Origin of the sequence: Burkholderia sp. AU18528 (assembly GCF_002223215.2) — a bacterium.
Taxonomy (GTDB): Bacteria; Pseudomonadota; Gammaproteobacteria; order Burkholderiales; family Burkholderiaceae; genus Burkholderia; species Burkholderia semiarida.
Genome location: NZ_NKFC02000009.1, coordinates 646,774 through 671,777, shown reverse-complemented (window position 1 = coordinate 671,777; position 25,004 = coordinate 646,774). Strand labels below are relative to the sequence as shown.

The 25,004-nt window shown below is 66.5% G+C and carries 23 protein-coding genes; 12 read left to right on the top strand and 11 right to left on the bottom strand.

What is annotated here, in order from left to right:
- Positions 1-69 precede the first annotated feature (69 nt).
- The 5 genes from uca to CFB52_RS33620 all read left to right on the top strand — a co-directional run bounded on the left by uca (position 70) and on the right by CFB52_RS33620 (position 8,451).
- Complete coding sequence (gene uca, locus CFB52_RS33640) at positions 70-3,690, top strand: urea carboxylase (protein WP_099318558.1); 3,621 nt, start codon at positions 70-72, stop codon at positions 3,688-3,690.
- Complete coding sequence (atzF, locus tag CFB52_RS33635; RefSeq protein WP_099318557.1) at positions 3,687-5,558, top strand: allophanate hydrolase; 1,872 nt, start codon at positions 3,687-3,689, stop codon at positions 5,556-5,558. The genes uca and atzF overlap by 4 nt, the downstream gene beginning before the upstream one ends.
- Before the next feature lie 64 nt (positions 5,559-5,622).
- Positions 5,623-6,597 (top strand): ABC transporter permease, encoded by a 975-nt coding sequence (locus tag CFB52_RS33630; protein ID WP_099318556.1) that lies wholly within the window; start codon positions 5,623-5,625, stop codon positions 6,595-6,597.
- Positions 6,598-6,642: 45 nt separating this feature from the next.
- Positions 6,643-7,554 carry an ABC transporter ATP-binding protein gene (locus CFB52_RS33625; RefSeq protein WP_099318555.1) on the top strand — a complete coding sequence of 304 codons (912 nt, stop codon included), beginning with the start codon at positions 6,643-6,645 and terminating at the stop codon, positions 7,552-7,554.
- Between the two features lie 159 nt (positions 7,555-7,713).
- On the top strand, positions 7,714-8,451 hold the full coding sequence (locus CFB52_RS33620; protein WP_060313881.1) for a transporter substrate-binding domain-containing protein: 738 nt from the start codon (positions 7,714-7,716) through the stop codon (positions 8,449-8,451).
- A gap of 50 nt (positions 8,452-8,501) precedes the next feature.
- Here the strand turns inward: CFB52_RS33620 and CFB52_RS33615 are convergent, their stop codons facing one another.
- Positions 8,502-9,434: a LysR family transcriptional regulator gene (locus CFB52_RS33615; protein WP_099318554.1), complete on the bottom strand. Its 933-nt coding sequence runs from the start codon at positions 9,432-9,434 to the stop codon at positions 8,502-8,504.
- A gap of 209 nt (positions 9,435-9,643) precedes the next feature.
- Here CFB52_RS33615 and CFB52_RS33610 point away from each other — a divergent pair, with 209 nt between their 5' ends.
- A complete protein-coding gene (locus CFB52_RS33610; RefSeq protein ID WP_060010621.1) occupies positions 9,644-10,510 on the top strand; it encodes an NmrA family NAD(P)-binding protein in 867 nt (288 codons plus the stop codon).
- A gap of 218 nt (positions 10,511-10,728) precedes the next feature.
- On the opposite strand, the gene CFB52_RS33600 is transcribed toward CFB52_RS33610, so the two are convergent.
- Entirely contained in the window at positions 10,729-11,646 is a 918-nt protein-coding gene (locus tag CFB52_RS33600) for a LysR family transcriptional regulator (RefSeq protein WP_059577525.1), read from the bottom strand.
- A 139-nt stretch (positions 11,647-11,785) separates the two neighbouring features.
- On the opposite strand from CFB52_RS33600, the gene CFB52_RS33595 reads away from it, so the two are divergent.
- Positions 11,786-12,550, top strand: coding sequence for an SDR family NAD(P)-dependent oxidoreductase (locus CFB52_RS33595; protein ID WP_060010618.1), 765 nt, complete (start codon positions 11,786-11,788; stop codon positions 12,548-12,550).
- Between the two features lie 68 nt (positions 12,551-12,618).
- Here the strand turns inward: CFB52_RS33595 and CFB52_RS33590 are convergent, their stop codons facing one another.
- The 6 genes from CFB52_RS33590 to CFB52_RS33565 all read right to left on the bottom strand — a co-directional run bounded on the left by CFB52_RS33590 (position 12,619) and on the right by CFB52_RS33565 (position 18,045).
- Entirely contained in the window at positions 12,619-13,851 is a 1,233-nt protein-coding gene (locus tag CFB52_RS33590) for an MFS transporter (protein ID WP_060010614.1), read from the bottom strand.
- 340 nt (positions 13,852-14,191) lie between these two features.
- The gene (gene aroE, locus CFB52_RS33585) at positions 14,192-15,025 is read right to left on the bottom strand and encodes a shikimate dehydrogenase (RefSeq protein WP_060967133.1); all 834 of its coding nucleotides are present in this window, start codon (positions 15,023-15,025) and stop codon (positions 14,192-14,194) included.
- Positions 15,022-16,245: a CaiB/BaiF CoA-transferase family protein gene (locus tag CFB52_RS33580; RefSeq protein WP_099318553.1), complete on the bottom strand. Its 1,224-nt coding sequence runs from the start codon at positions 16,243-16,245 to the stop codon at positions 15,022-15,024. Before CFB52_RS33580 ends, aroE begins: the two co-directional genes overlap by 4 nt.
- A complete protein-coding gene (locus CFB52_RS33575; protein ID WP_059577540.1) occupies positions 16,245-16,703 on the bottom strand; it encodes a MaoC family dehydratase in 459 nt (152 codons plus the stop codon). Before CFB52_RS33575 ends, CFB52_RS33580 begins: the two co-directional genes overlap by 1 nt.
- Before the next feature lie 2 nt (positions 16,704-16,705).
- Positions 16,706-17,098, bottom strand: a complete 393-nt coding sequence (locus CFB52_RS33570; RefSeq protein ID WP_059577543.1) for a VOC family protein — start codon at positions 17,096-17,098, stop codon at positions 16,706-16,708.
- Complete coding sequence (locus CFB52_RS33565) at positions 17,095-18,045, bottom strand: ketopantoate reductase family protein (protein WP_099318552.1); 951 nt, start codon at positions 18,043-18,045, stop codon at positions 17,095-17,097. Before CFB52_RS33565 ends, CFB52_RS33570 begins: the two co-directional genes overlap by 4 nt.
- An 81-nt stretch (positions 18,046-18,126) precedes the next feature.
- On the opposite strand from CFB52_RS33565, the gene CFB52_RS33560 reads away from it, so the two are divergent.
- Positions 18,127-19,047, top strand: a complete 921-nt coding sequence (locus CFB52_RS33560) for a LysR family transcriptional regulator (protein WP_059577547.1) — start codon at positions 18,127-18,129, stop codon at positions 19,045-19,047.
- A 119-nt stretch (positions 19,048-19,166) separates the two neighbouring features.
- Here the strand turns inward: CFB52_RS33560 and CFB52_RS33555 are convergent, their stop codons facing one another.
- The gene (locus tag CFB52_RS33555) at positions 19,167-19,688 is read right to left on the bottom strand and encodes a DUF2867 domain-containing protein (protein ID WP_099318551.1); all 522 of its coding nucleotides are present in this window, start codon (positions 19,686-19,688) and stop codon (positions 19,167-19,169) included.
- 148 nt (positions 19,689-19,836) lie between these two features.
- Positions 19,837-20,466 carry a TetR/AcrR family transcriptional regulator gene (locus CFB52_RS33550; protein ID WP_060313847.1) on the bottom strand — a complete coding sequence of 210 codons (630 nt, stop codon included), beginning with the start codon at positions 20,464-20,466 and terminating at the stop codon, positions 19,837-19,839.
- Positions 20,467-20,673: 207 nt separating this feature from the next.
- Between CFB52_RS33550 and CFB52_RS33545 the strand changes: the two genes are divergently transcribed.
- The 3 genes from CFB52_RS33545 (at position 20,674) to CFB52_RS33535 (ending at position 22,937) form a co-directional block, all read left to right on the top strand.
- On the top strand, positions 20,674-21,777 hold the full coding sequence (locus tag CFB52_RS33545; RefSeq protein ID WP_099318550.1) for an alpha/beta fold hydrolase: 1,104 nt from the start codon (positions 20,674-20,676) through the stop codon (positions 21,775-21,777).
- Positions 21,778-22,230: 453 nt separating this feature from the next.
- Entirely contained in the window at positions 22,231-22,434 is a 204-nt protein-coding gene (locus tag CFB52_RS33540; protein ID WP_006485974.1) for a cold-shock protein, read from the top strand.
- 278 nt (positions 22,435-22,712) lie between these two features.
- Positions 22,713-22,937 (top strand): hypothetical protein, encoded by a 225-nt coding sequence (locus CFB52_RS33535; protein ID WP_059577552.1) that lies wholly within the window; start codon positions 22,713-22,715, stop codon positions 22,935-22,937.
- Positions 22,938-23,120: 183 nt separating this feature from the next.
- Here the strand turns inward: CFB52_RS33535 and CFB52_RS33530 are convergent, their stop codons facing one another.
- Entirely contained in the window at positions 23,121-24,041 is a 921-nt protein-coding gene (locus CFB52_RS33530; RefSeq protein ID WP_099318549.1) for a LysR family transcriptional regulator, read from the bottom strand.
- A 96-nt stretch (positions 24,042-24,137) separates the two neighbouring features.
- Between CFB52_RS33530 and CFB52_RS33525 the strand changes: the two genes are divergently transcribed.
- Positions 24,138-24,752 carry an NIPSNAP family protein gene (locus CFB52_RS33525; RefSeq protein ID WP_099318548.1) on the top strand — a complete coding sequence of 205 codons (615 nt, stop codon included), beginning with the start codon at positions 24,138-24,140 and terminating at the stop codon, positions 24,750-24,752.
- The last annotated feature ends 252 nt before the right edge of the window (positions 24,753-25,004 follow it).

Genomic DNA, 25,004 nt, shown 5'->3' with positions numbered 1-25,004 from the left:
GCGCGGGCGCGGAGCGATGCTCCGCGAATTCCCCGCTACGCCCCTTGGGGCGGCCCGGCGGGAGGCAACATGAGATTCGCCAAAGTCCTCGTCGCGAACCGCGGCGAAATTGCCTGCCGCGTGATCCGCACGCTGAAGCGCCTCGGCATCGCATCGGTCGCGATCTATTCGGATGCCGATCGCGACGCGCGCCACGTGGCGCTCGCCGACGAAGCCGTGCGGGTCGGGTCCGCGCCGGCGGCCGACAGCTATCTGAGCGTCGCGGCCATCCTCGCCGTCGCGCGCGAGACCGGCGCGCAGGCCGTGCACCCCGGCTACGGCTTCCTGTCCGAGCACGCGGGCTTTGCCGACGCATGCGAAGCGGCGGGCCTGCGCTTTATCGGGCCGCGCGGCGATCACATGCGCGCGTTCGGCCTCAAGCACACCGCGCGTGAACTCGCGGCCGCGCACGGCGTCGCGCTGCTGCCCGGCACCGGGCTGCTCGACGACGTGGCGACGGCGCTCGCCGAAGCCGACGCGATCGGCTATCCGGTGATGCTCAAGAGCACCGCGGGCGGCGGCGGCATCGGCATGTCGCTGTGTCGCGATGCCGCGCAGCTCGGCGCGGCTTTCGAATCGGTCGTGCGGCTCGGCGCCGCGAATTTCGCACATGCGGGCGTCTATCTCGAGAAGTTCGTCGAACACGCGCGGCACATCGAAGTGCAGATCTTCGGCGACGGCCGCGGCGGCGCGATCGCGCTCGGCGAACGCGATTGCTCGGTGCAGCGCCGCAACCAGAAGGTGATCGAGGAAACGCCCGCGCCCGACCTGACCGACGCCGAGCGCGACGCGCTGCACGCGAGCGCGGTGCGGCTCGCGCGCGCGGTGGGCTACGCGTCGGCCGGCACGGTCGAATTCGTGTTCGACGCGTCCGCGCGGCGGTTCTATTTCCTCGAGGTGAACACGCGGCTGCAAGTCGAACATTGCGTGACCGAGGAAGTGACGGGCGTCGATCTCGTGGAATGGATGATCCTGCAGGCCGAAGGCGACCTGCCGCCGCTCGACACGCTTGCCGTCGCGCCGCGCGGCGCGAGCATCCAGGTGCGGCTCTATGCGGAGGATCCGAACAAGCAGTTCCAGCCGAGCGCCGGGCTGCTTACGCACGTGTCGTTTCCGGAGAACGTGCGGGTAGACGGCTGGATCGAGGCAGGCACGGAGATCAGCGCGCATTACGATCCGTTGCTCGCGAAGCTGATCGTGCGCGGCGACACGCGGCGCGACGCGCTGGCCGCGCTGCGTGCCGCGCTCGACCAGACCGAGCTGTACGGGATCGAGACCAACCTCGACTACCTGCGCGCCGTCGTCGGCTCCGACACGTTCGCGCGCGGTGCGCCGACCACTGCCTTCCTGTCGCGCTTCGCGTTTGCGCCGCACACGATCGACGTGCTCGACGGCGGCGTGCAGACCACCGTGCAGCAGGCGCCCGGGCGGGTCGGCTACTGGAGCGTCGGCGTGCCGCCGTCGGGGCCGATGGACGATCGCGCGTTCGATCTCGCGAACGCGCTACTCGGCAACGCGCGCGACGCGGCCGGGCTGGAATTCACGATGGTCGGCGCGACGCTGCGCTTCAATACCGCGACGCTGTTCGTGCTCGGCGGTGCGCCGCTCGCGGCCACGCTCGACGGCGAAGCGGTGTCGTTCTGGCAGGTCGTGCGCGCACGGGCGGGTGCCGTGCTCAAGCTGGGCGGCGTGACGGGCGCGGGCGTGCGCGCGTGTCTCGCCGTCAAGGGTGGGCTGCAGGTACCCGACTATCTCGGCAGCAAGGCGACCTTCACGCTCGGCCAGTTCGGCGGCCATGCCGGCCGCGCGCTGCGCAAGGGCGACGTGCTGCATCTGCACGCGGACGCCGGGCGCGGCGACGCCGGCGCGACGCTGGCCGCGGCCGACATTCCCGAGCTGACCCATGCATGGACGCTCGGCGTGCTCGACGGTCCGCATGGCGCGCCGGATTTCTTCACGCCGGACGACGTCGCGATGCTCTACGGCACGCAGTGGACCGTCCATTACAACTCCAGCCGCACCGGCGTGCGGCTGATCGGCCCGAAGCCGCAATGGGCGCGTGCGGACGGCGGCGAGGCGGGGCTGCATCCGTCGAACATCCACGACAACGCGTATGCGATCGGTGCCGTCGATTTCACCGGCGACATGCCGGTGATTCTCGGCCCGGACGGCCCGAGCCTCGGCGGCTTCGTGTGTCCGGTGACGGTCGTGCGCGACGAGCTGTGGAAGCTCGGGCAGTTGCGGCCGGGCGACACCGTGCGGTTCGTGCGCGCGGGCGTGTCGGCCGGGATATCGGCCGGGAAGCCGGCTGCCGCGATCGTGGATGCGACGCGTGACGTGGCAACGGCTGCATCCGGCGCATCCGACGATTGCGTGCTGCACCGCGACCCGTCCGCGGGCGGCGGCATCGGCGTCGTCTACCGGCGCTCGGGCGATCGCAACGTGCTCGTCGAATACGGGCCGCTCATGCTCGACCTGAACCTGCGCTTTCGCGTGCACGCGCTGATGTGCTGGCTCGACGCGCACCGGTTGCCCGGCATGCTCGACCTGACGCCGGGCATCCGCTCGCTGCAGGTGCAGTTCGACGCACGGACGCTGCCGCTCGATGCGCTGCTCGCGCATCTGCAGGCGGCCGAGCGCGAGTTGGCCGACGTGGCCGACATGTGCGTGCCGAACCGCATCGTCCATCTGCCGCTGTCATGGGACGACCCGTCGACACGCGTCGCGATCGAACGCTACATGCAGTCGGTGCGGCCCGATGCGCCGTGGTGCCCGAGCAATATCGAGTTCATCCGGCGCATCAACGGCCTGGCGAGCATCGACGACGTGAAGCGCATCGTGTTCGACGCACGCTATCTGGTGATGGGGCTCGGCGACGTCTACCTCGGTGCGCCCGTCGCGACGCCGATCGATCCGCGGCACCGGCTCGTGACGACGAAATACAACCCCGCGCGCACCTGGACGCCGGAGAACGCGGTCGGCATCGGCGGCGCGTATCTGTGCGTGTACGGGATGGAAGGGCCGGGCGGCTATCAGTTCGTCGGCCGCACCGTGCAGATGTGGAATCGCCACCGCACCACGCGGGAATTCGAAGCCGGCAAGCCGTGGCTGCTGCGCTTCTTCGACGAGATCCGCTTCTACGAAGTCAGCGAAACCGAGCTGAGTGCGCTGCGTGCGGATTTCATCGCGGGCCGCGCGACGCTGAAGATCGAGGAATCCGTATTCGATCTGCGCGCCTACAACCGCTTCCTGCACGACGAGGCGGATTCGATCGCTGCGTTCAAGGCGACGCAGCAGGCCGCGTTCGACGCGGAGCGCGAGCGGTGGCGCGCGGCCGGTCATGCGGAATACGTCGGCGACGCGGAGCACGGCGACCCGCAAGCGGACCGGGCGGCGGCCGCGCTCGACGACACGCAGCGGGCGATCGCCGCGGACGTGTCGGGCAGCGTGTGGAAAGTGCTGGTGGAAGCCGGCGAGCGCGTGACCGAAGGGCAGGTCGTCGCGATCGTCGAGTCGATGAAGATGGAGGTGGCGGTGACGGCAACGGAAGACGGCACGATCGAAACGATCGATTGCGCGCCTGGCGCGGCGGTGGTGGCCGGCCAGCGGCTGATGGTGATGAAGGCGGGCGCCGCCGAGGAGGTCGCATGAGTACGACGGAACGCTCGATCCTGCCCGGGCTGCACTCGATTGCCGCGCTGCGCGCACGCTACGCGGCGGGCGGCCTGACGCCGCATGCGCTCGTCGACGCGATCGCCGCGCACTTCGACGCGGGCGACCCGCACCATGCGTGGATCCGGCCGCTGACGCGCGACGAGATGATGCCGTATGCCGACGCACTGGCCGGGCGCGACATCGCGTCGTTGCCGCTCTACGGCGTGCCGTTCGCGGTCAAGGACAACATCGACGTCGCCGGCATCCCGACGACGGCGGGCTGCCCCGCCTACGCATATACGCCCGAACGCAGCGCGCCCGTGGTCGAGCGGCTGATCGCGGCCGGCGCGATTCCCGTCGGCAAGACGAATCTCGACCAGTTCGCGACCGGGCTCTCGGGGCAGCGCTCGCCATACGGCGCGTGCCGCAATGCGCTCGACCCGCGCTACGCGTCGGGTGGCTCGAGTTCCGGCTCGGCCGTGGCCGTCGCGCTCGGCGTCGCGACGTTCTCGCTCGGCACCGACACGGCGGGCTCCGGGCGCGTACCCGCCGCATTTCATGGGCTCGTCGGGCTCAAGCCGACCCGGGGCGTGCTCAGCACGCTCGGCGTGGTGCCGGCCTGCCGGTCGCTCGATTGCGTGTCGGTGTTCGCCCGCTCGGCGGACGACGCGCGCACCGTGTTCGCCGCCGCGCATGGCGTGACGGAAGGCGATCCTTACGGGCGCGCCTGGCAGCCGCTGCTGGGCGCGGACGGCTTGCGCGCGCAGCCGGCGCGGCCGCTCGCGCAATTGCGTTTCGGTACGCCACGTGCCGATCAGCTCGAATTCTTCGGCGACGCATCGTATCGCGCGGCATGGGGTGCGGCGCTGGAACGGCTGCGCGCGACCGGCGCGCGGATCGTCGAGATCGACTTCGGCCCATTCCTGGCCGCCGCGCGGCTGCTGTACGAAGGCCCGTGGGTCGCCGAGCGGCTCGCCGCGATCGGCCCGTTCGCCGCGCGCGAGCCCGATGCGCTGCATCCGGTGATTCGCGAGATCCTCGGCGGCGCGTCGCGCTTCAGCGCCGCCGATGCGTTCGCCGCATTCGACCGGCTTGCGGCGCTGCGCGTCGATGCGGCCCGCGCGTGGGACGGCCTCGACGCGATCGTGATGCCGACCTCGGCGACGACCGCGACCGTCGATGCGCTCGAAGCCGATCCGATCGCGATCAATTCACGCTTTGGCTATTACACGAACTTCGTGAACCTGCTCGACCTGTCGGCGATCGCGGTGCCGGCAGGCACGTGCGCGACCGGGCCGCATGCGGGCTTGCCGTTCGGCATCACGTTCGTCGGTCGCGCGCACGACGATGCGCGGCTGCTCGATCTCGCGCAGGCATGGGGCGACGGCGTGGCGGCGGGCGGCGACGTACGGCCGCCTGCGGCCGCGATGCCGCCGGGCGCCGCATCGGCGGGTGTCGTGCGGGTGGCCGTCGTCGGCGCGCATCTGCGCGGCGAACCGTTGAACGGGCAGCTCACGCAGCGCGGCGCGCGCTTCGTCGGCGCGACCACGACCGCGCCGGCCTATCGTCTCTATGCGCTGTCCGCCGATGCAAGCGGCGGCGTCGCCAAGCCGGGGCTCGCGCGCGTGCGGGACGGCGGCGCGCCGATCGCGGTCGAAATCTGGGAGATGCCGGTCGACGCGTACGGCAGCTTCGTCGCCGGTATTGCGGCGCCGCTCGGCATCGGCACGTTGACGCTCGCCGACGGTTCGCCCGTGCAGGGCTTCCTGTGCGAGAACGTGGCGCTCGACGAAGCGCAGGACATCACGCGGTTCGGCGGCTGGCGGGCGTACCGCGCGCAGTCCGCGAGCGGCGCACGGCAATGACCGCACGGTCGCGCGATGCCGCGGCATTCGCGCGACCGGCACCCGAAACGATACGGAGATTCCGATGACAACGACCCGCAACACGACCGGCTGGCTCGCCGTGCGGCGCGAGCTGACGACGCGCGGCAAATGGACGCTCGGGCTGGCGTCCTTCCTGCTGCCGTTCGCCGTCTGGTGCCTGATCAGCTATGTCCCGTTCGTCTGGCATCCGCAAATGCGCATCACGAATCCGGGCAGCGTCGACTATTTCCAGGCCGGCATGCAGATCGACCGCGAAGTGTTCGACGACGAGCTCGCGCGTGCGCGTGCGGCGCACGCAGCCGTGCCCGAGGGCGAGCGCGCGAATCCGGTCTACCTGCCGGCGCCGCACCAGGTATTGCGCGCGTTCTACACGGCGTTCACGACACCGCCCGCGTCGCGCGACGGCGTGTGGCTGCACGAAAGCCTGTGGCACAGCATCCGCATCATCTTCTGGGGCTTCGTGATTTCGTCGGCGATCGGCGTGCCGCTCGGCATCGTCTGCGGCACCTTCAGTGCGCTCGCGCGGCTGCAGGAGCCGTTCCTGGAGTTCTTCCGCTATCTGCCGGCGCCCGCGTTCGGCGCGCTGATGGTCGCGATCCTGGGCATCTACGACGCGCCGAAGATCGCGATCATCGTGATCGGCACGCTGTTCCAGCAGGTGCTGATCGTCGCGAACACCACGCGCAAGCTCGAATACGGGCTGTTCGAGGCCGCGATGACGCTCGGCACGAAGAAACTGAAGCTGCTGACGCACGTCGTGATTCCGGGCGTGCTGCCGGACCTGTATCGCGATCAGCGGATCCTGCTCGGCTGGGCGTGGACTTACCTGATCGTCGCCGAGCTGGTCGGCACGAGTTCGGGCATCACGTGGTACATCAGCCAGCAGGCGCGTTACCAGCATTTCGACAACGTGTATGCGGCGATCCTGATGATCGGGATCATCGGCCTCGGCACCGATATCGTGCTCGCGCTGCTCGGCCGCCGGCTCTTTCCGTGGGACCGCACGCTGAAAGCGTGAGCGCCGCCCGCACGTATCCATCGACCGATTTCAGCAGAGGGCATCATGCAGAACCCGCAAGCCGTCCCCGATTACCTGATTCAATCCGACGCGGTGCGCGAGCGCTTCGCGCGACTGAAGGCCCGCGACGTGATACTCGACGTGCGGCACGTCGGCAAGCGTTTCACGACACCGCAGGGCGAGTGCGTCGCGCTCGACGACATCAGTTTCCGCACGCACCGGCGCGAGTTCGTGTGCGTGATCGGCCCGTCCGGCTGCGGCAAATCGACGTTGATCCGGATCCTCGCCGGGCTCGACGCGCAGACGAGCGGCGAAGTGCTGCTGGACGGCAAACCGGTGGATGGGCCGGGCGCCGATCGCGGAATGGTGTTCCAGGGCTATACGCTGTTTCCGTGGCTCACGGTCAAGAAGAACGTGATGTTCGGTCTGCGAATGAACGGTAGCAGCAGCGGCGTGGCCGAGCGCGAGGCGCTGCAGTGGCTCGATCTCGTCGGACTGACGCGTTTTGCGGACGTGTATCCGCACCAGTTGTCGGGCGGGATGAAGCAGCGCGTGGCGATTGCCCGTGCGCTCGCGAACCGTCCGCGCATCCTGCTGATGGACGAACCGTTCGGCGCGCTGGACGCCCAGACGCGGGCGAGGATGCAGACGCACCTGCTCGACATCTGGCGCAACATCGACGTGACGATCCTGTTCATCACGCACGATCTCGACGAGGCGATCTTTCTGGCCGACCGGATCCTGGTGCTGAAGGCGAACCCCGGCGGCGTGCAGGAACTGATCGAGGTGCCGGTGCCGCGGCCGCGCGATTACTCGCAGGTCAATACGCCCGAGTTCATCGCGACGAAGGCGCGGCTCGAAGCGCTGATTCATCCGAAGGAGGCCGCGACGGCCGAAGACGACGGCATCAAGCCGCACATGATCCGGATGACGGACGTGGCGGACAACGTCGAATAGCGTGGAGCCAGTTCATTCTGGAACGCCTGACGGTCTCGCCAAAATAATGTCGTCAATTTGCTTACACCCGAATTAATTTTGTCCGCTCTTAGTGGATCTCGACTTCCCACGGTAAGCTGATGAACTCCTGATCGATTCTTCGGCCTGCAGGACAATGCGATGAAGGTAACCATTGCGTACATCGAGGAACCGCCGTTCGGCTGGACCGAAGCGGACGGCACCGCCATGGGTGCCGATCTGGAGCTCGCGGCGACGATCCTGCGACAGATCGGCGTTACCCGGATCGAGTATTGCCCGACGACGTTCAGCGAATTGCTACCCGGCGTCGCATCGGGTCACTGGGACATGAACGTGCCGCTGTTCGTGACGCCGCAGCGCGCCGATACCGTCGCGTTCAGCGTGCCGGTGTGGGGCATCGAGGACGGCTTTCTGGTGCGTCCCGGCAACCCGAAAGCGCTCACGAGCTATGCGTCGATCGCCGAACGTCCCGATGCGCGCCTCGGCATCATTGCCGGACAGGTCCAGCAGGATTCCGCGATGGCGTCAGGCGTGAGTCGGCGGCAAATCGTCGTGTTCGAACAGCAAGCCGACGCGATCGCGGCCGTTCTCTCCGGCGTGATCGACGCCTATGCGAGCACGGCGCTGGGGAATCGAATCGTTGCGAGCCGCATAGGCAGCGCGATGATCGAGGCCGTCGCGCACGAGCCGGGCGTCAACGGCGCACGGCGAGCGCCTCCGCTCGGCGCGTTTTCATTCAACCGGGAAAACCGGCGTCTTCTCGACGTGTTCGATCGGCAACTTCGTGCCTATCTCGGCTCGCCGGACCATCGCGCCCGCATGGCGAGATTCGGACTGACCGCGCGCGAGATCGATCCTGCCCTCGCGCAGACAGTGTAGCTGGCGCTCGCCGGCGGGCCGCCGCGCGCTCGCGAGCCGGCGCCGGAGCACTAGCGCGTGCCGACGCCCCCGTGCATGCCCGACAGTTCGACCAGAAAATCCAGGAACGCGCGGGTCTTGGCCGGCACGTGATGCCGGGACGGGTAGTACGCGTATAACGGATACCGCTCGTCCGCCCATTCGGGAAAGAGATTGATCAACCGGCCGTCGGCGATCAGCGGCTCGGCACCGAGCAGCAGCATCTGCGCGATGCCGGAACCGGCGACGCATGCGTTGAGCAGGGCGCCTGGATCGTTGACCGTGAGGCGTCCGCGGGTGTCGACCACGATGCGTTTGCGCTTGCGATGGAATTCCCACGCGAACGGCTTGCCTGTTTCCGGGTTCCGAAATTCGAGGCAGCGGTGGTTGCGGTTTTCGAGGTCCTCGGGTTTTTCCGGCCGCCCCCGGCGCGCGATGTACGAGGGCGCCGCGACCGTCACGACGCCGGTGTCGAGCAGCTTTCTCGCGATCAGCCTGGAGGCCCGCGGTTCGCCGAATCGGACGGCGAGGTCGAAGCCGTCCGTCACGAGGTCGCCCAGGCTGTCTCGCGCGATGAGCTCGATTTCGAGCTCGGGATGGGCGTCCATGAACGCATCGAGCCGTTGCCCGAGAATGGCGCGATAGACGACGGGATCCAGATTGATGCGAAGCTTGCCGCGCACCGCGGACGCGCCACCCGCGGCCGCCGCGGCGGCTTCCTCCAGCCCGGCGAGATGGGGCATGACCTGCTCGTAAAAGCGGCGGCCCTCTTCGGTCAGCGACACCGACCGCGTCGTGCGGTTGAACAGCCGGATATTCAATTTTCTTTCCAGCCGCGCAATCGCTCGACTGACGCCCGGCGGCGTCATGCCTATCACGTCGGCGGCGGCCGCGAACGTCCCGGCATCGACCACGGCGGCGAACACGCTGATGCCGCCGGACAGTTTCTCGCTACTGGATCTCATGGTTGCTCGAATGAATACGGTTGGCGGATCGCGAGCGCCCCGCGGAAGGCCGGCACGCCCACGCCGCATGATGCCCATTGCCGGGCGTGCGCATCGATCATGCCGAATTGATGACGCGTTGTCACTAATCTGATGCCATCCATGTCGTTTTGTTTCGTTCGGTGTTTGTCCACAATGCGACCCACGCATTCACACATGGAGAACGAGCAATGTATGCAATCACTGGAATCACCGGCAAGGTCGGCGGCGCGCTGGCCCGTGAGCTGCTGGCCTCGGGTCGGCCCGTGCGCGCGGTCGTGCGCGATGCGACGCGGGCCGCGGCGTGGGCGGCGCGCGGGTGCGAGATGGCGACCGCTTTCATGGAGGACGCATCATCGCTCGCCGCCGCGTTCGCCGGCGCGACGGGCGTTTTCATCCTGCTGCCGCCGGTGTTCGATCCGGCGCCCGGGTTTCCCGAAGCGCGGAAGGTGATCGAAGCCGTGTCCGCCGCGCTGCTGAAGGCGCGCCCCGAAAGGGTCGTGTGCCTGTCGACGATCGGCGCGCAGGCTGATGAGCCGAATCTGCTCACGCAACTCACGCTGTTGGAGCAGACGCTGCGCGAGCTGCCGATGCCGGTGACGTTCCTGCGGCCCGGCTGGTTCATGGAGAACGCCGCGTGGGATGTCGCGTCCGCGCGCGACGATGGCGTCGTCGCCAGCTACCTGCAGCCGCTCGACAAGCCCGTGCCGATGGTCGCCACCGCGGACGTCGGCCGCGTGGCGGCGGACCTGCTCCAGCAGACGTGGCGCGGGGTGCGTGTCGTCGAGCTCGAAGGGCCGCGCCGGGTGAGCCCCGACGATCTTGCACAGGCCTTCGCTCGCGTTTTGGGTCGGGACGTGCGCGCGGAGGCCGTCGACAGGCGAACGTGGGAAGCGCTGTTTCGCGCGCAGGGCATGCAGCACCCGCTCCCGCGCATGCGCATGCTGGACGGTTTCAACGAAGGCTGGCTCGATTTCGAAAGTGATCCTGACGAAATCCTGCGTGGCCGCGTCGCGCTGGACACGGTGCTGGGCGAACTGGTGTCGCGTACGGTCTGACGCATCGGATGGCCGGCGAGACGGGCGGGGTTGCGGTTCGCCGAACGCCTCGGCCCGGACGCCACGTCGTCGCGATCATGTGCGACACGGGCGTGAAGTATCTGAAGTCGTTCGCGCAGACGGTCGGCCGACGGCCTTCTCTGGGGGCCGTAGCGGTCGATCGGTCGAACCTGATCAAGTCCTTGAAGATCAGGTATCCCCAGCGTTTTCCGCGCGCGTCACGTTGGCCATCGCCAGACTGGATTGCCCAGATGTTCGGCTATGTAGTCGGACAATGCCGTCACCTTCGCGGGGCGCGCCCGTGCCGACGGCGTAACGAAATAAAGCCCACCCTTCGTCAGCGACCAGTCGGTGAGAATGGCTTCGAGACGGCCATCGGCCAGATAGTCGTAGGCGATGAACTCCGGCAGCTCGGCGATCGCGAGACCATCGAGCAGCGTCGGCAACAGCGCATCGGCGTTGGTGACGCGTAGCGGGCCCGTCGGCATGACCGACTCCTCGTCGCCCGCGTCGTTCGTGAAACGCCAGACGGCACTACGCGCACGATAGGCGTACGAGAGGCAGGGGCGATCCGCGAGTTCGCGCGGATGCGCGGGTTTTCCTTCGCGACGCAAATATTCCGGCGACGCCACCACGAATTGCGTGACTGCGCACAACCGCCGCGCGACCAGCGACGAATCCGGCAGCGCGGCGATACGCAATGCGGCGTCGAATCCATCGGCGATCAGATCGACCGACGCATCCGATAAATGCAGGTCGATCGACACTTCCGGATACGCGCGAAAGAAGCCCGGCAGCAATGGCGCGACCCAGCGCAGCCCGAACGACATCGGCACGGTCAGGCGCACCAGCCCGCGGGGCTGCACCGACATTTCGCGCGCCGAGCTTTCCGCCTCCTCGGCCTGGCGATAGATCTCGCCGGCTTTCTCGCTGATCGTCCGGCCGAACTCGGTCAGCGAGAGCTGGCGCGACGTCCGATTGAACAACCGCGCGCCGAGCCGGTCTTCCAGGCGGGCCACGCCGCGCGAGACGGTGGCGACCGACACCCCGGTCGCGCGCGCCGCAGCCGCAAACGACCCGTGCTCGGCCACCTTCGCGAACATCGCGAGCCCTTCGAAGTCGGGTAGGTACGCCATTGCGCCTCATCCTTGCATTTATGCAACGTTTGATTGCGATCAATTCTATTTCGAAAAGATCAGGCCGTCGATATTCTCCTCACATCGCACTACGCGACACCTGACGCAAACACCACTGATCAACGAAAGGAGCAATACCATGGCACGCAAGCTCGACAACAAGATCGCACTCGTCACCGGCGCCACCAGCGGCATCGGCCTCGCCACCGCCCAGCGCTTCGCGGCTGACGGCGCGCACGTCTATCTCACGGGCCGCCGCCAGGCCGAGCTCGATGCCGCCGTGGAAGGGATTCGCGCAGCCGGCGGCCACGCGACCGGCGTGCGTTCCGATTCCACGAAACTCGGCGAACTCGACGCGCTGTATGCGCAAATCAAGGAAGAGCACGGGCGCCTGGACGTGTTGTTCGTGAACGCCGGCGGCGGTTCGATGCTGCCGCTCGGCAGCATCACCGAGGCGCATTACGACGAAACGTTCGATCGCAACGTAAAGGGCGTGCTGTTCACCGTGCAGAAGGCGCTGCCGCTGCTTGCCGAGGGTGCATCGGTGATTCTGACCGGCTCGACGGCGGGCAGCGCGGGTACCGCTGCGTTCAGCGTGTATTCGGCTTCGAAGGCGGCGGTGCGCGCGTTTGCGCGCAGCTGGATTCTCGACCTCAAGGAGCGCCGCATTCGTGTGAACACGATCAGCCCCGGCGCGACCCGCACGCCCGGCCTGCTTGATCTTGCCGGTGACGATGCGGCTCAGCGGCAGGGGTTGGCCGATTATCTGGCGGCCCAGATTCCGATGGGACGCCTCGGCGAGCCGGGCGAGATCGCGAGCGCGGCGCTGTTCCTCGCTTCAGACGATGCGAGCTTCGTGAACGGCATCGAATTGTTCGTCGATGGCGGGCAGCAACAGATCTGAGCGTGGCTGATCGACGCGACGTCGGGCAGGCGTTCGCGTCGCTTCGCCCGCCGACTGCCCGAAGCAACTCATCGACCATCCACCGCGCGTGCCGGAGCCGTTGCCGCGCCCAACTTCGCGCCACCGATTTTCGGCAACCACGCAAACGCGATCGTGACCAGCGTGACGCCGACGACGAGCATCGGCACCACCATCGGCCACGCGCCCGACTGATAGCGCGGATCGGTGAAAACCGCCGCCGTCTGTCCCACGCTGAAAGCGAAGAACATCATGATGAAGCCGGACCAGGATACCGCGCGGCCGGCAAGATGAGGCAGGCCGCTCACCGCCCCTGCCTGCCCGCATGGCTGATGGATCCCGTGGCCGAGACAATACACGCCGTGCCCGACGAGCAGCGGCCAGATGCTGCCGGGAAGCAGCACACACCCCAACGCCTGGATCACCGCGCCGGAAAGACTCAGCGTCGCGCCCTGGCGCACCGTTCGGAGCATGCTTTGACGTCGGAGCAACTGGCGGCAGCCGTAGGTGCTCAGGACATAGACGAGCGTCCCGCTCGCCGGTATCCAGCCGTATCGCTGGGGCGAGATGCCGAGATACCGGATGTAGACCGTCGGAGACAGCAGCAGAAAACAGAACATGCCGGTGTACGTCGACGCGGCCAGCAGCGTCCATACCCTGAACGGGGCATCGCTGAATATCTCGCGCACGTCCCCGGTCGAATTCCGGCGCGGCGCGATACTGGCGGCGCTCTCCTCGAAGCCGTACCAGCACATGACGAGCAAGCCGAACGCATACAGGCTCATCCCCGCGAGTACCCATCGCCAGCCGGCGTGCTGCGTGACATACGCACCGACAATCGGGGCAAGGAACGCCATCATCCCCATTCCCATGAAACCGCGCGCCATCACGTACGGGCCGTCGCCCGCCGAGTACCGGTCGCGTACCGCCGCACGGGCGCATACCAGGATCGCGGCCATCGCAAAGCCCTGCATCGCACGTGCGGCCACCAGCATCGGGGCGGTTGATGCGAGCGCCGCCGCCAGTGCGGTCAGCGCATAGAGCGCCAGGCCGGTCAGCAAGACGGGGCGGCGGCCGAACCGGTCGGAAAGACTGCCCATCGGCAATTGTCCGATACCGAATATCAACGCGAAAACCGTGAGGCTGACGCTGGCCGAGCCCAGCGTTGCAGCGATTTCCGGTAGCGCCGGCAGGTAACTGTCGGTCGCCACCGGCTGGGCCGCCAGCAGCAGCGGCAACATGAGCGCGAAGTTCAGGCGAGCGGGGCGCGTGGTGTCCGGCATGACGGTGTTCGGCAGGGTATCGGGTGAGCGGTGAAGGCAGCGGCAAGGCAAGGGCGCCCGGCGTGTGAGCACTGCGGCGGCAAGCTGAAAAAATGCGGGGTGGAAGCGGTGCCGAACACGCCGGCGCATCGATCGCCGGCTGGCCGCGCAATGATGCTGGCATGGGCTTGCGTGCGACGCGCAACCGATCGTATTCGGCAATTGCCGACCGGTTGCGCGTTCGCTCGCCGCAGGTCGTTCACCGGGGAGGCGCCGGGCCTGCCGTCTCGCGCCTGCCGAGGCTGTCGCGATCGATGCCGTCGCGCATCGGGATCGCCTGCATGCCGATCCCATTGCCGGTTCAGTCGAACGGCACGGCCAGCCGATCGATCACCGCGCTGGTCTCGGGGCGCACGCCGCGCCACCATGCGAACGCTTCGGCCGCCTGTTCGACCAGCATGCCGACGCCGTCCGCGATCCCGTGCACGCCGGCGTTTTTCGCGAGCCGGAGGAACGGCGTGAGACGCTTGCCATAGGCGAGTTCGTAGGCGGTTCCCTTCGGACTGAACACGCTCGGCGGGACAGGCGGCAGGTCGCCGGTCAGGCTGGCCGACGTCGCATTGACGACCAGGTCGAAACGTCCCATCCGCGCGAGGTCCGCGTAGCTGCCGGCAACCAGCGGGCCTCGCCCGGCGACCTGCGCGGCCAGTGCGCGCGCCTTGTCGACGTCGCGATTCGCGATCACGAGTTCCGCCGGGCCGGCTTCGAGGAACGGCAACAGCGCGCCGCGCGCCGCGCCGCCGGCACCGAGCACCAGCACGCGCTTGCCGGCCATCGGCAGATTGAGGTTCGCTTCGATATCGCGAACCAGCCCGATGCCGTCGAAGTTGTCCGCCAGGATGCGGCCGCCGTCGAACTTCAGCGCGTTGGCCGCGCCCGCGAGCCGCGCACGCTCGCTGCGTTCGTCCGACATCGCGAACGCGTCGAGCTTGAACGGCGCGGTGACGTTGATACCTTTGCCGCCGCCGTCGAAAAACGCACGCACCGCGGCAGCAAAGGCGCCTGCCGGCTCGAGCGGACCCTCGATCGCCGTATAGCGGAGGTCCTGCCGCGTCGCTTGCGCGAAGAGGCCGTGAATCAGCGGAGATTTCGTGTGTCCGATCGGATTGCCGATCACCGCGTATTGGTCGGTCATGATTGGCTCGCTTTCGAATAGAGGACGCCGTCGGCCTGCATCGCGTCGATTTCGGCCGCATCGAACCCGAGGGAACGCGCGACTTCCGCGTTGTGCTCCCCGAGATCGGGCGCGACGTCGCGAATCGTCGTATCGCAATCGGAAAACCGGAACGGCAAGTTGGGCAGGCGCAGCGTCCCGTAGCGCGGATGCTGTTGCTCGACGACCATGCCTCGGGCCTGGATCTGCGGATCGTTCAACACCTCGTCGATGCGCTGCACCTTCGCGCAGGGCACGTCGATGCCGTCCAGCAGATCCAGTACCGACGCGACGGAACGCGCAGCCACCCACGGCTCGACCACCGACAGGATTTCCGCGCGGTGCGCGTTGCGTCCGGTGCTGTCGTGAAACCGCGTGTCGGCGCCGAAGCCCGCCGGGCCGCCGTGCGTCGCGATCAGTTCGGCGAAGCGCTTCCATGCGTCGTCAACCTGCGCGGCGATCACGAGATCGCCGTCCGCGGCGCGGAATACGCCATAGAGCGTCGAGGTGGGCATGTCGTGTCCGGTCTGCTCGGGCAGCACGCCCTTGAGCGTGTAGCACTGCACCGCGTATTCGTGCATCGACACCAGCGTGTCGTACAGCGCCATGTCGACGTGTTGCCCGCGGCCGCTCTTCACGCGCCCCAGCAGCGCGGCGTTGATCGCCGCGACCGCATGAATGCCGGTGTACATGTCCCCGAGCGAAATGCGCAGCAGCGGCGGGCGCTCGCCCGGCGTGCCGACCATCTGCATGATTCCGCTCTTCGCTTCGGCGATCAGCCCGAAGCCCGCGCGATGCGCGTCGGGGCCGGTGTGACCGTACGCCGAAATCGAGCAGTAGACGAGGCCCGGATTGCGCGCCGACAGTTCTTCATAGCCGAGCCCGAGCTTGTCCAGCGCGCCCGGCCGATAGTTCTCGATGAAGACGTCGGCGGAGTCGCACAGCCGCTGCATGAACGCCTTGCCGCGCGCGTCCTTCATGTTCACGCTCACGCCGCGCTTGCCCATGTTGAGCTGCAGGAAGTAGCCGCTTTGCTGGTCGTCGAGCACGGTTGCGTGCTGACGCCCGGCGTCGCCGGTGCCGGGACGCTCGACCTTGATGACTTCGGCGCCGAGCGCCGCGAGACAGCGCCCGACATACGGGCCGGCGAGGAAATGGCTGTAGTCGACGACGCGAATGCCTTCGAGGGGACGGGCCTGCATCACGGTGCCTCCGGACGGCGCGGCACCATCAGACGATGTTCGCCGCGTTGAACGACCTGCCCGTCCTGATTGATCAGCTCCGACGGCAGCACGACGATGCCCCAGTCCGGGCGGCTCTTGCTGGCCCGCATCGAGCCGACGCGGAACGTCACGTGCAGCACGTCGCCGACCTTGATCGGCAGCAGGAAATCCCAGGTCCAGCCGAGCGACATGCCCGGCAGGAAGCGATAGTCGCTCTGCGTTTTCAGGCCGTCGGCGATGGATAGCCCGAACAGCCCGTGCGCGACGAGGCAGCCGAAATGGCTCGCGTTCGCGTATGCCTCGTCCACGTGAACGGGCGTATGGTCGCCGGTGAGGTCGGCATACGCGAGAATGCGCTCCTTGGTCACCCGGTAGGTCGGGCTCGTGCACGTGTCGCCCTCGCGCGCGTCGTCCCAGTATTTTTCGACGATCGTCATGGTCATGCCTCCGCGCGCGGGTTGATCGCCAGCGCCTGCGCGACGCAGCAAGCCGGCCGGGCCTGAATCAGCTCGACGGCGAGCCCGTCGGGCAGGCGAATCCAGTTGCGCCCCTGCGGCATCTCGGTCACGTCGAACCGCCGCGCCGCGGCCAGCGCGGCCTCCAGGTCCTCGCACATCACGCCGAGATGGGCGAGCCGGCCTTCCGGGCCGTCATGTTCCGGCGCGTGGATGAACTGCAGGCCGCCGAGCGTCCAGTACTGCCGCGGTGCGTCGAGCGTGCCGTCCACTTCGCGCAGCGTCATGCCGAGGACTTCCTCGAAGAAACGGATGTGCCAGCGGATGTCCTTCACCCAGATCGCAACGTGTTCGAGATAGGCTTTCGTGGCGCTCATGCGGCTGCCTCCTCGCGTTGGCGATCGGCCATCGCGCGCTCCAGCCCCTTGATGCAGGCGACGAGCGTGGCATTGACCGGGGTCGGCACGCCGTGGCGCTGCCCGGCGCGCACGACCGAACCGTTGATGAAATCGATCTCGGTGATCGAGCCTTTCTCCAGACTTTGCAGCATCGAGGTCTTGAAGGCTGCCGGCAGCCCCTCGGCGGCGAGCGTCCACGCTTGTTCGGGATCGGTCATCGACAGCCTGACGCCGGCTGCCTGCGCCGCCGCGATCGCCTCGGCCACGGCCGCGAGCGACGTCGCCTTGAGCAGCGGCTCGTCGTAAAGCTGCCCGTAGGTGAGGCCGGTGAGGCCGGTCAGCGCGCCGGTCGCGACATTCACCAGCAGCTTGTCCCACATCGTGCCGACGATGTTGTCGCTGATCGTCGTCGCGAGGCCGGCGGTATCGAACGCGGCGGCGATCGCCTGTACGCGCGGCGTGATGCGTCCGTCGAGTTCACCGATGTAGGTGTGCTTGCCGATCACGCCGGATTCGATATGGCCCGGCCCGCGCAGCACGCCGCCGACGTAGGTCTTGCCCGCGAGGACGCGTTCGCGGCCGACGGCGTCGCTCAGGATGTCCTCGTGCCCGAGGCCGTTCTGCAGCGACAGCACGACGGTATCGGGCCCCACCAGCGACTGCGCGCCGCGGATGGCGGCATCGGTGTGAAACGACTTGACCAGGACCACCACCAGGTCGGCCACACCGACTTCGGCGGCCTGCGTCGTCGCATGGACGCGTACCTGGCGCGTGCCGCGGGCGTCGTCGACCCGCAGGCCGTCGCGACGCATCGCGTCGACGTGCGCGGGCGAACGGTCGATCAACCAGGTCTCGTGACCGCCTTCGGTGAGGGTGGCGCCGATCGCACAGCCCAGCGCGCCAGCACCCAGAATCGCAATTTTCAATGGTGTCTCCTTGACGTATGGCCTCACGATAGGAGCCGCCGCTCATGTCGACAATGCAATGGATACAATAGCGTCATTGCGATGGACAATAATGCGACGATGCCCGCCGATCTGCCGGACCTGAAGCTGCTTCAGCTATTCGATCTCCTGTACGACGTGCGCAGCGTCACGCGCGTCGCCGAGCAGCTCGGCCAGAGCCAGCCGACCGTCAGCATCTGGCTCGGGCACCTGCGGGAACACCTGCACGATCCGCTCTTCATCCGCACGCCCGGCGGCATGGCGCCGACACCGCAAGCCGACGCGCTGATCGGGCCATGCCGGGAAATCCTCGAATCGCTGCGACGCTTCACGGCGTGGGAGATCGCATTCGATCCGGCGACCGCGCAGCGACGCTTTCGCATCTGCATGACCGACGCGAGCCACGTGACACTGCTGCCGCGGCTGCTGGCCCATGTCCGCGCGCAGGCGCCGGGCGTCCGGCTGGAAGCCGCACGGATCGACGGCAATACGGAGCGGGCGCTCGAATCCGGCGAAGCCGATCTCGCGATCGGCTACGTGCCGTGGCTTGGCGGCGGTATTTATCAGCAGAAGCTGTATGACCAGGACTGGATTTGTCTGGTGAACCGGCATCACCCGCGGATTCGCGGCCGGCTTGGGGTAAAGCAGTATCGTTCGGAGGGGCATGTCGCCATTACGGCGGGAACGGGGGCACAACTTCTCGAACAGGCGCTGCGGCAGGCGCGTATCGAGCGGGACGTGGTGCTGGAATTGCCGGGCTTTCTGGGGTTGGGGGCGATCGTGCAGACGACCGACCTGATCACGACGCTACCGCGTCATATCGGCGAGACGCTGGCGCAGGCCAACGATCTGGCGGTTCATGCGTGCCCGATTCCCGTCGAAGGCTTCGCGGTACGGCAGCACTGGCATGCGCGCTATCACCACGAGGCCGGCAACCGGTGGCTGCGCGGCGTCGTGATTCGACTGTTCGGTGCTTCGCATTGATCCGCGGCTTCGGCGTCGCGAGGAAGGCCGGTCGTTCAGACCACCGGCAAATGAAAACGCCGTCGCGATCGTCGATGTCGCCGTGACGGCGCCTGCGGCGGCGCCGGGCTTTCCGGCGGCTATCGGCGGGGCCATCCGAGCGCCTGCGCCTGGTCGAGCGAGGAACGCACGACGAGGCGATGGAAAGGCGCGATGACGCCGAGATAAACCCGGCCCAACGGACGATTGTAGAAAACGAGGGTGGTGAGCGTCAGTCGCCGGGGCAAGCCATCGGATGCGGGCTGCACGAGCACCGACACACGGAAATCGAGATGCGTGTCGTCCTCGCCCAGAATGATTTCGTCGTCGTGTCGTTCGAACACGCGAAAAATGCTGATTCGGTCGCCGTTCGCGGCTTTCAAATCGGCCGTTCCTTTCAGGCCGAACGGCCACACGACCAGGTCCCGGATGCGCAGTAGCAGCGCGATCCACTTGGGTTGCCCGGTAAAGATGTGTCGCGCGAGAGACGCCGCGTCGTTGCAGGCGGTGGCCGGCAAGGCCACCGAAAATGCGTCGGCGAAATCCGCCGAGCCGTATGAGCGGCTCAGCCTCGAGTGCGCCGGGAGGCTGACCTGTTCGGTTTTCTTCGAATGCGTCTGCATGCCAGTTTCCCCACCGTTCACGTTGCCCGGTTACCGCTGCGCCATTCGAGCGAACGCAGTCGACAGCATTCGCGGCATCGCGGCAACGGGCGATGCCCCGTGATCGGCGGAAGTCACGGACGACTCGTCACGGGAACATCGGGCCGGATCACGCGTCGGCAGCGCCCCACCTTTGGCCGCTGACCTCCGCCAGCGCGTCGAATACGGCCGGCGAGCGCTCCAGGCGGGCGATCGTACGGGCACCTTCGAGCGCGGCGACCAGCGCGGCCGCGGCTGACGATGCGCGTGCGGAAGCGAAACCGCACCCGCGGAAATGCGCCGCAATGACCTCGGTCGAATCGGCAAACCCACGCGCGACCCGCTGGGTGAGTTCGGCGTCGAGCGCGGGCAGTTCGTTCGCCAGGTTTTGCATCAGGCACCCGTACTGGAAATCGGTGGCGACCATTTCGGCGGCAAATGTGCTGAGGATCCGGCGAACAAAATTCAGCGCATGACCGGTCGTCTCAGCCGAGATGTTCCGCAAGACGGCAATTCGATTCGTGACGTAATGATCGATGGCTTCCTCCGCGAGTTGCGCCTTGCCGCGTGGGAAGTGGAAGTAGAACGATCCTTTGGGGGCGCCGCTTTCTTCGAGGATCTGGGTCAGTCCGGTCGCGGTGTAGCCCTGGATGCGAAACAGCCGTTCCGCCGTGGCAATCGCGCGAGCGCGAGCGTCAGTCTTGCGTGTCATGCGGCAAACGTACCACGTTTCGCTTGACCGGGCTATGGCGATCGCCATACTATGGTGATCACCATACTTCGGAGCGCCACGATGCCCGTCGACACCAGCAAGCCATCGGCGCCGCGACGAGCCGTCCTCGCGATGGGCGCGGCCGGCCTGGTTGCCGCGTGGCTTCGGCCTGCCCGCGCAAACCCGACAGGAGAAGGCGATTTGGCCATGCCGACCTACGCCGCAGGAACGCTTCCCAAAGGGGTGCGCTCGCGCATGATTCACGGGGTGAACGGCCTCGATGTCCATATTCTCGAAGCCGGTCATGAAAGCGCCGGCCGGCCGCTCGCGCTGCTTCTGCACGGTTTTCCGGATCTGGCCTACGGCTGGCGGCATCTGATGCCCATCCTGGCCGACGCGGGATACCACGTCGTCGCACCCGACCAGCGGGGGTATGGACGCACCACCGGCTGGGCGAACGACTATGACGCCCCGCTCGGGCCCTTCGGCTTCCTGAACATGGCGCGCGACGCCCTCGGACTGGTTTCGGCGTTGGGGTATCGGCATACGTCGATGCTGGCAGGACACGACCTCGGCTCGCCCGTGGCCGCGTATTGTGCGCTGGCGCGGCCTGACGTCTTTCCGTCGGTGGTGCTGATGAGCGCACCGTTCCCCGGCCCGCCCGCGCTTCCGTTCGACACGGCGCGAAACGAGACATCGTCGGCTCGCCCGCACAGTGAAAGCGGGAAGCTGGCGGCGGCGCTTGCCGCGCTAGATCCACCGAGAGCGTATTACCAGCAATACCTGAGCACACGGAACGCCAACCGGGACATGTGGCATCCACCCCAAGGTTTGTCCGCGTTTCTTCGTGCATTTTTCCATGTGAAGAGCGCCGACTGGCCGGGGAACAAGCCGCATCCGCTCAAGGCGCTCACCGCCGCGGAGCTTGCGCAAATGCCCACGTATTACGTGATGGATCTCGGCAAGACGATGCCGGAAACCGTCGCGCCATTCCAGCCGTCCGCCGCGGAAGCCCTTGCCTGCAAATGGCTGACCGACGCGGAACTGGGCGTGTACACGGCGGAGTACGGCCGCACCGGGTTTCAGGGTGCGCTTCAGGCTTATCGTGTGCTGTCCGATCCCGACCTGAACGCGGAGCTGCGCCTGTTTTCGGGCAGAACGATCGACGTTCCGTCGCTCTTCATTGGCGGCAAGCGCGATTGGGGCACCTATTCGGCGCCGGGCGCGCTCGATCTGATGCGAACGAAGGCGGCGACGAGCATGCGCGGCATCGAACTGATCGACGGCGCAGGTCACTGGATCCAGCAGGAGCAACCGGAGAAACTCGGCGAACGCCTGCTCGCGTTCGCGAAGGAGTGAAGCGGGCGGGCGGTGCTGGTTCAGGGCTGACGGCAGCTTCCGGCTGCCTTCGATTGGGGCGTCGCGCTCCGACGAGTCGAGCCGCATGCGCGCGACGATCGAAACACGCTCTGGACCGAGAACGTTTCCTCATCCAATCTTACGGGCTGCTTCGGATCTCGTCGTGACGACTCGGGGTCGGAGCGCTTCTCTTTCGACGCTGGCCCATGCGCGAGGCGACGTAGTGCATCTCCCGGTTTCGTCCTCCAAGCGGCTATCCGGCGCACAGTTACAAGATAACGATTGACGTGGCGGTTGCTGGCCGTTAGTGTATGCACCGAAGTCCAAGAAGTCCGATTGCTGTTCATCAATTGCTCGCTCCTCCCCGGCGGTATTCGTTGTCCTCTCCCTCCTTGACGCTTCAAGCGCTCTTCAACAGAGCAAATTTTCATATTTTTTTCTCAAGGAATCTTCATGGATACCGGTATCGTCAAGTGGTTCAACGACAGCAAAGGCTTTGGCTTCATTACTCCGGACAACGGCGGTGACGACCTGTTCGCTCACTTCTCCGAAATCCGCGCCGACGGCTTCAAGACGCTGGCTGAAAACCAAAAAGTGAGCTTCGAAACGAAGCAAGGCCCGAAGGGTCTGCAAGCGGCCAACATCAAGCCGCTGTAAAGTTTGAAGGGCCCGGCCTTCCGCGACGGACGCCGGGTCGCAGCGACATCCCCACGGAGCTTCGTCTCCTCAAGTTGGCGCGATTGCCTGCAACTGCATCGATTGGGTTAGCAGCTTGCCAAGCGCCACACGTCTCGTTGCACTTCATTCCCCTCCGGCCGCAACGCCTTATTTCCGCTTTCCGACTGCGTCAGATTCGGTCCGCAATGGCTTTTGAATCGGCGTACCCGTGTGCCGGTCGCACGGCCCGCACGCACTCGAACATCATTAAAATTAAAATGCACGACAAACGAATTCAACAATACAACGGCTATGCCGTCCAACCCTCGACGCATCGCTTGCCCGACGGGAGCTTTTCATCCAACCTGCTGCTCGAACGCGTCGATAGCATGCACGACGAAGGCCGCTACCAGTTCTATTCGCTCGATTACTTCGCGAGCGAGGCACAGGCGCTCGCGCATTCGGCACGCTGGGCACGCCACTGGGTCGATACGCGCGGCTAAGGGCAACGCCCGGCAGACGCGAGCGGCGGCGCGATCCGATTCGAGCACCATCGCCTCGGCGCTGTTCCCTCGCGGGCCGGTGTGGATGAACGCTCGCGGTGGGCGAGAACGGAAACGCACATCGGATCGAAATCGCGAGGTGCCGATGCAATACGGCATCTTTCGCGATCGGCCGCGGCCGGATCAGATCCCGTGGACCGTTTCGGCGCCGAACCGGTCCACCACGAATTCAGTAAAGCTAAGAAGCTTCGGTGATTTCTGCCTCTCTTGCAGATACAGCAGATTCATCGACCTTTCGGGGGCGGCGAAGTCCGGCATGATCTCGATGAGGCGCTTGTCGCGAATGTCCTCGCGTATCAACATGGAAGGAAGCATCGCGATACCCAGCCCTCTCAATGCCGCCCGGCGCAACGCTTCCGCATTGTCGATTTTCAGTCTGCCGTCCACGGCGACGCTCATCGGTCCATCCGGACCTTCCAGCATCCATTGAGTTTGTGCCGCGTGCCACGCCGATCGAGGCGGATACGCGTACGTCAGGCAGTGATGTTCGCCAAGCGCGTTCGGCGTGGTGGGCGCGCCATGTGCGTGAACGTAAGCGGGCGACGCGCACAGCACCAGCCGATAGGACGCCAACGGACGCGCCACGACATCGGGGTTGGCGATCGCGCCGATGCGAATGGCTGCCTCGAAACCTTCGTCGAACAGATCGGCGAGCGAGTCGGTGGCGACGATATCGAGCTTGATCTCCGGGTAGCGCTGGTAATAGTCCGCGAGCGCGGGAATCAGGCACTCGTTCGTAAACACGACGGGCGCGGTCACGCGCAAACGCCCGCGTGGCTGCTGGAGATGATCGAGCGCGAGCCGTTCCGTGTCGTCGACCAGACCGAGGATTTCGACGCATCGCTCGTAGTAAGCGTGGCCGAACGCGCTGACTTTCTGCTTGCGGGTCGTGCGGTGAACGAGGACCGCGCCGAGCCGGGTTTCCAAGGCCTGAAGGTAATTGCCGACCATGGTCGGCGACAGACCGGACGCTTGCGCGGCCGCTGTCAGGCTACCCGTTTCCACGATGCGGACGAATACGGCCATCGCCTTGAGGAGATCCATTGCGCAATGGTACTGGATTCTGTTTCAAGATGATGCGCGTTTATCGGCCATCGCTTTGGAAATACATTGCGACATGCAAGCGAAAGGAGGGCAGAAATGCTGTACGAACTCACGACGTTGTCGTGTCCGCTGCTGGACCAGGATACGGTGTCCCGCCGTGCGCATCGGTGGGTATCGAATGCCGACGCGCAAGGAAGGCTGCTTGGCGCATGGCGCACGGAAATTGGCGAGCTATCGCGGATCGTCGTGCTGCGCGGCTTCGGGACGAGGGATGAATTGCAGCATGAACGCGATCGGGCATTGCATGCCGAGCGACCTTTCGGGATTGAAAGCGCATCCGTTCGATTGGATATGGAAAGCTATGCGCTGTTTCCTTTTCTGCCCGACATCGAACCGGGCGCATTGGGCGGCTTCTACGAGATTCGCCGCTACTGGCTGAAAGCCGGCGGAATTGCGCCGACCCTTTCCGCGTGGGAACGTGCGGTGGGCCCGGCCAAAGCCTATACGTCGCATCTCATTTGCAACATGTATGCGCTCGATGGGCCGCCGCGCATCACGCACATCTGGGGATTCCCGAGTCTGGAAGCACGCATGGCGTTGCGAAAGCAACACTATGCAGCGGGCCTGTGGCCGCCGGCAGGGGGGCCGGAGCAGATCGAAAGGGCGACGTCGACGATCGGCCTGCCGGAGGTGTGGTCGCCGTTGCGTTGAAGGCGCCGTGGGTGCCAGATGCGGTAAGCAATGCCAAGCGATATCCACGGAGACGGCATCGAGAAGCCATGTTGCGACGCGCCGGACGAAACGCCGCAACGGTAACCGCTTCAACTCGTCCTTTCACATCTCTTCCTTGATCACGCCCGTCATCGCGATGACGTTCATGCGTTGCGCTCGCAAACATGCGTTGCACCGCCCGCGCTGGATGTCGCGTGTTTTCAGTGCGCCAAATCGGTCATCGGCCCGTTC

Excerpts from the sequence above, each read along its gene's own strand:
- CFB52_RS33535 (WP_059577552.1), top strand. The coding sequence starts at position 22,713 with ATGCACGACAAACGAATTCAACAATACAACGGCTATGCCGTCCAACCC.
- CFB52_RS33530 (WP_099318549.1), bottom strand. The coding sequence starts at position 24,041 with ATGGATCTCCTCAAGGCGATGGCCGTATTCGTCCGCATCGTGGAAACG.
- CFB52_RS33555 (WP_099318551.1), bottom strand. The coding sequence starts at position 19,688 with ATGCAGACGCATTCGAAGAAAACCGAACAGGTCAGCCTCCCGGCGCAC.
- CFB52_RS33575 (WP_059577540.1), bottom strand. The coding sequence starts at position 16,703 with ATGACGATCGTCGAAAAATACTGGGACGACGCGCGCGAGGGCGACACG.
- CFB52_RS33545 (WP_099318550.1), top strand. The coding sequence starts at position 20,674 with ATGATTCACGGGGTGAACGGCCTCGATGTCCATATTCTCGAAGCCGGT.
- CFB52_RS33595 (WP_060010618.1), top strand. The coding sequence starts at position 11,786 with ATGGCACGCAAGCTCGACAACAAGATCGCACTCGTCACCGGCGCCACC.
- CFB52_RS33550 (WP_060313847.1), bottom strand. The coding sequence starts at position 20,466 with ATGGCGATCGCCATAGCCCGGTCAAGCGAAACGTGGTACGTTTGCCGC.
- CFB52_RS33525 (WP_099318548.1), top strand. The coding sequence starts at position 24,138 with ATGCTGTACGAACTCACGACGTTGTCGTGTCCGCTGCTGGACCAGGAT.
- CFB52_RS33615 (WP_099318554.1), bottom strand. The coding sequence starts at position 9,434 with ATGAGATCCAGTAGCGAGAAACTGTCCGGCGGCATCAGCGTGTTCGCC.
- CFB52_RS33540 (WP_006485974.1), top strand. The coding sequence starts at position 22,231 with ATGGATACCGGTATCGTCAAGTGGTTCAACGACAGCAAAGGCTTTGGC.
- CFB52_RS33610 (WP_060010621.1), top strand. The coding sequence starts at position 9,644 with ATGTATGCAATCACTGGAATCACCGGCAAGGTCGGCGGCGCGCTGGCC.
- CFB52_RS33600 (WP_059577525.1), bottom strand. The coding sequence starts at position 11,646 with ATGGCGTACCTACCCGACTTCGAAGGGCTCGCGATGTTCGCGAAGGTG.
- CFB52_RS33620 (WP_060313881.1), top strand. The coding sequence starts at position 7,714 with ATGAAGGTAACCATTGCGTACATCGAGGAACCGCCGTTCGGCTGGACC.
- atzF (WP_099318557.1), top strand. The coding sequence starts at position 3,687 with ATGAGTACGACGGAACGCTCGATCCTGCCCGGGCTGCACTCGATTGCC.
- CFB52_RS33630 (WP_099318556.1), top strand. The coding sequence starts at position 5,623 with ATGACAACGACCCGCAACACGACCGGCTGGCTCGCCGTGCGGCGCGAG.
- CFB52_RS33590 (WP_060010614.1), bottom strand. The coding sequence starts at position 13,851 with ATGCCGGACACCACGCGCCCCGCTCGCCTGAACTTCGCGCTCATGTTG.
- CFB52_RS33580 (WP_099318553.1), bottom strand. The coding sequence starts at position 16,245 with ATGCAGGCCCGTCCCCTCGAAGGCATTCGCGTCGTCGACTACAGCCAT.
- CFB52_RS33570 (WP_059577543.1), bottom strand. The coding sequence starts at position 17,098 with ATGAGCGCCACGAAAGCCTATCTCGAACACGTTGCGATCTGGGTGAAG.
- CFB52_RS33560 (WP_059577547.1), top strand. The coding sequence starts at position 18,127 with ATGGACAATAATGCGACGATGCCCGCCGATCTGCCGGACCTGAAGCTG.
- uca (WP_099318558.1), top strand. The coding sequence starts at position 70 with ATGAGATTCGCCAAAGTCCTCGTCGCGAACCGCGGCGAAATTGCCTGC.
- CFB52_RS33625 (WP_099318555.1), top strand. The coding sequence starts at position 6,643 with ATGCAGAACCCGCAAGCCGTCCCCGATTACCTGATTCAATCCGACGCG.
- aroE (WP_060967133.1), bottom strand. The coding sequence starts at position 15,025 with ATGACCGACCAATACGCGGTGATCGGCAATCCGATCGGACACACGAAA.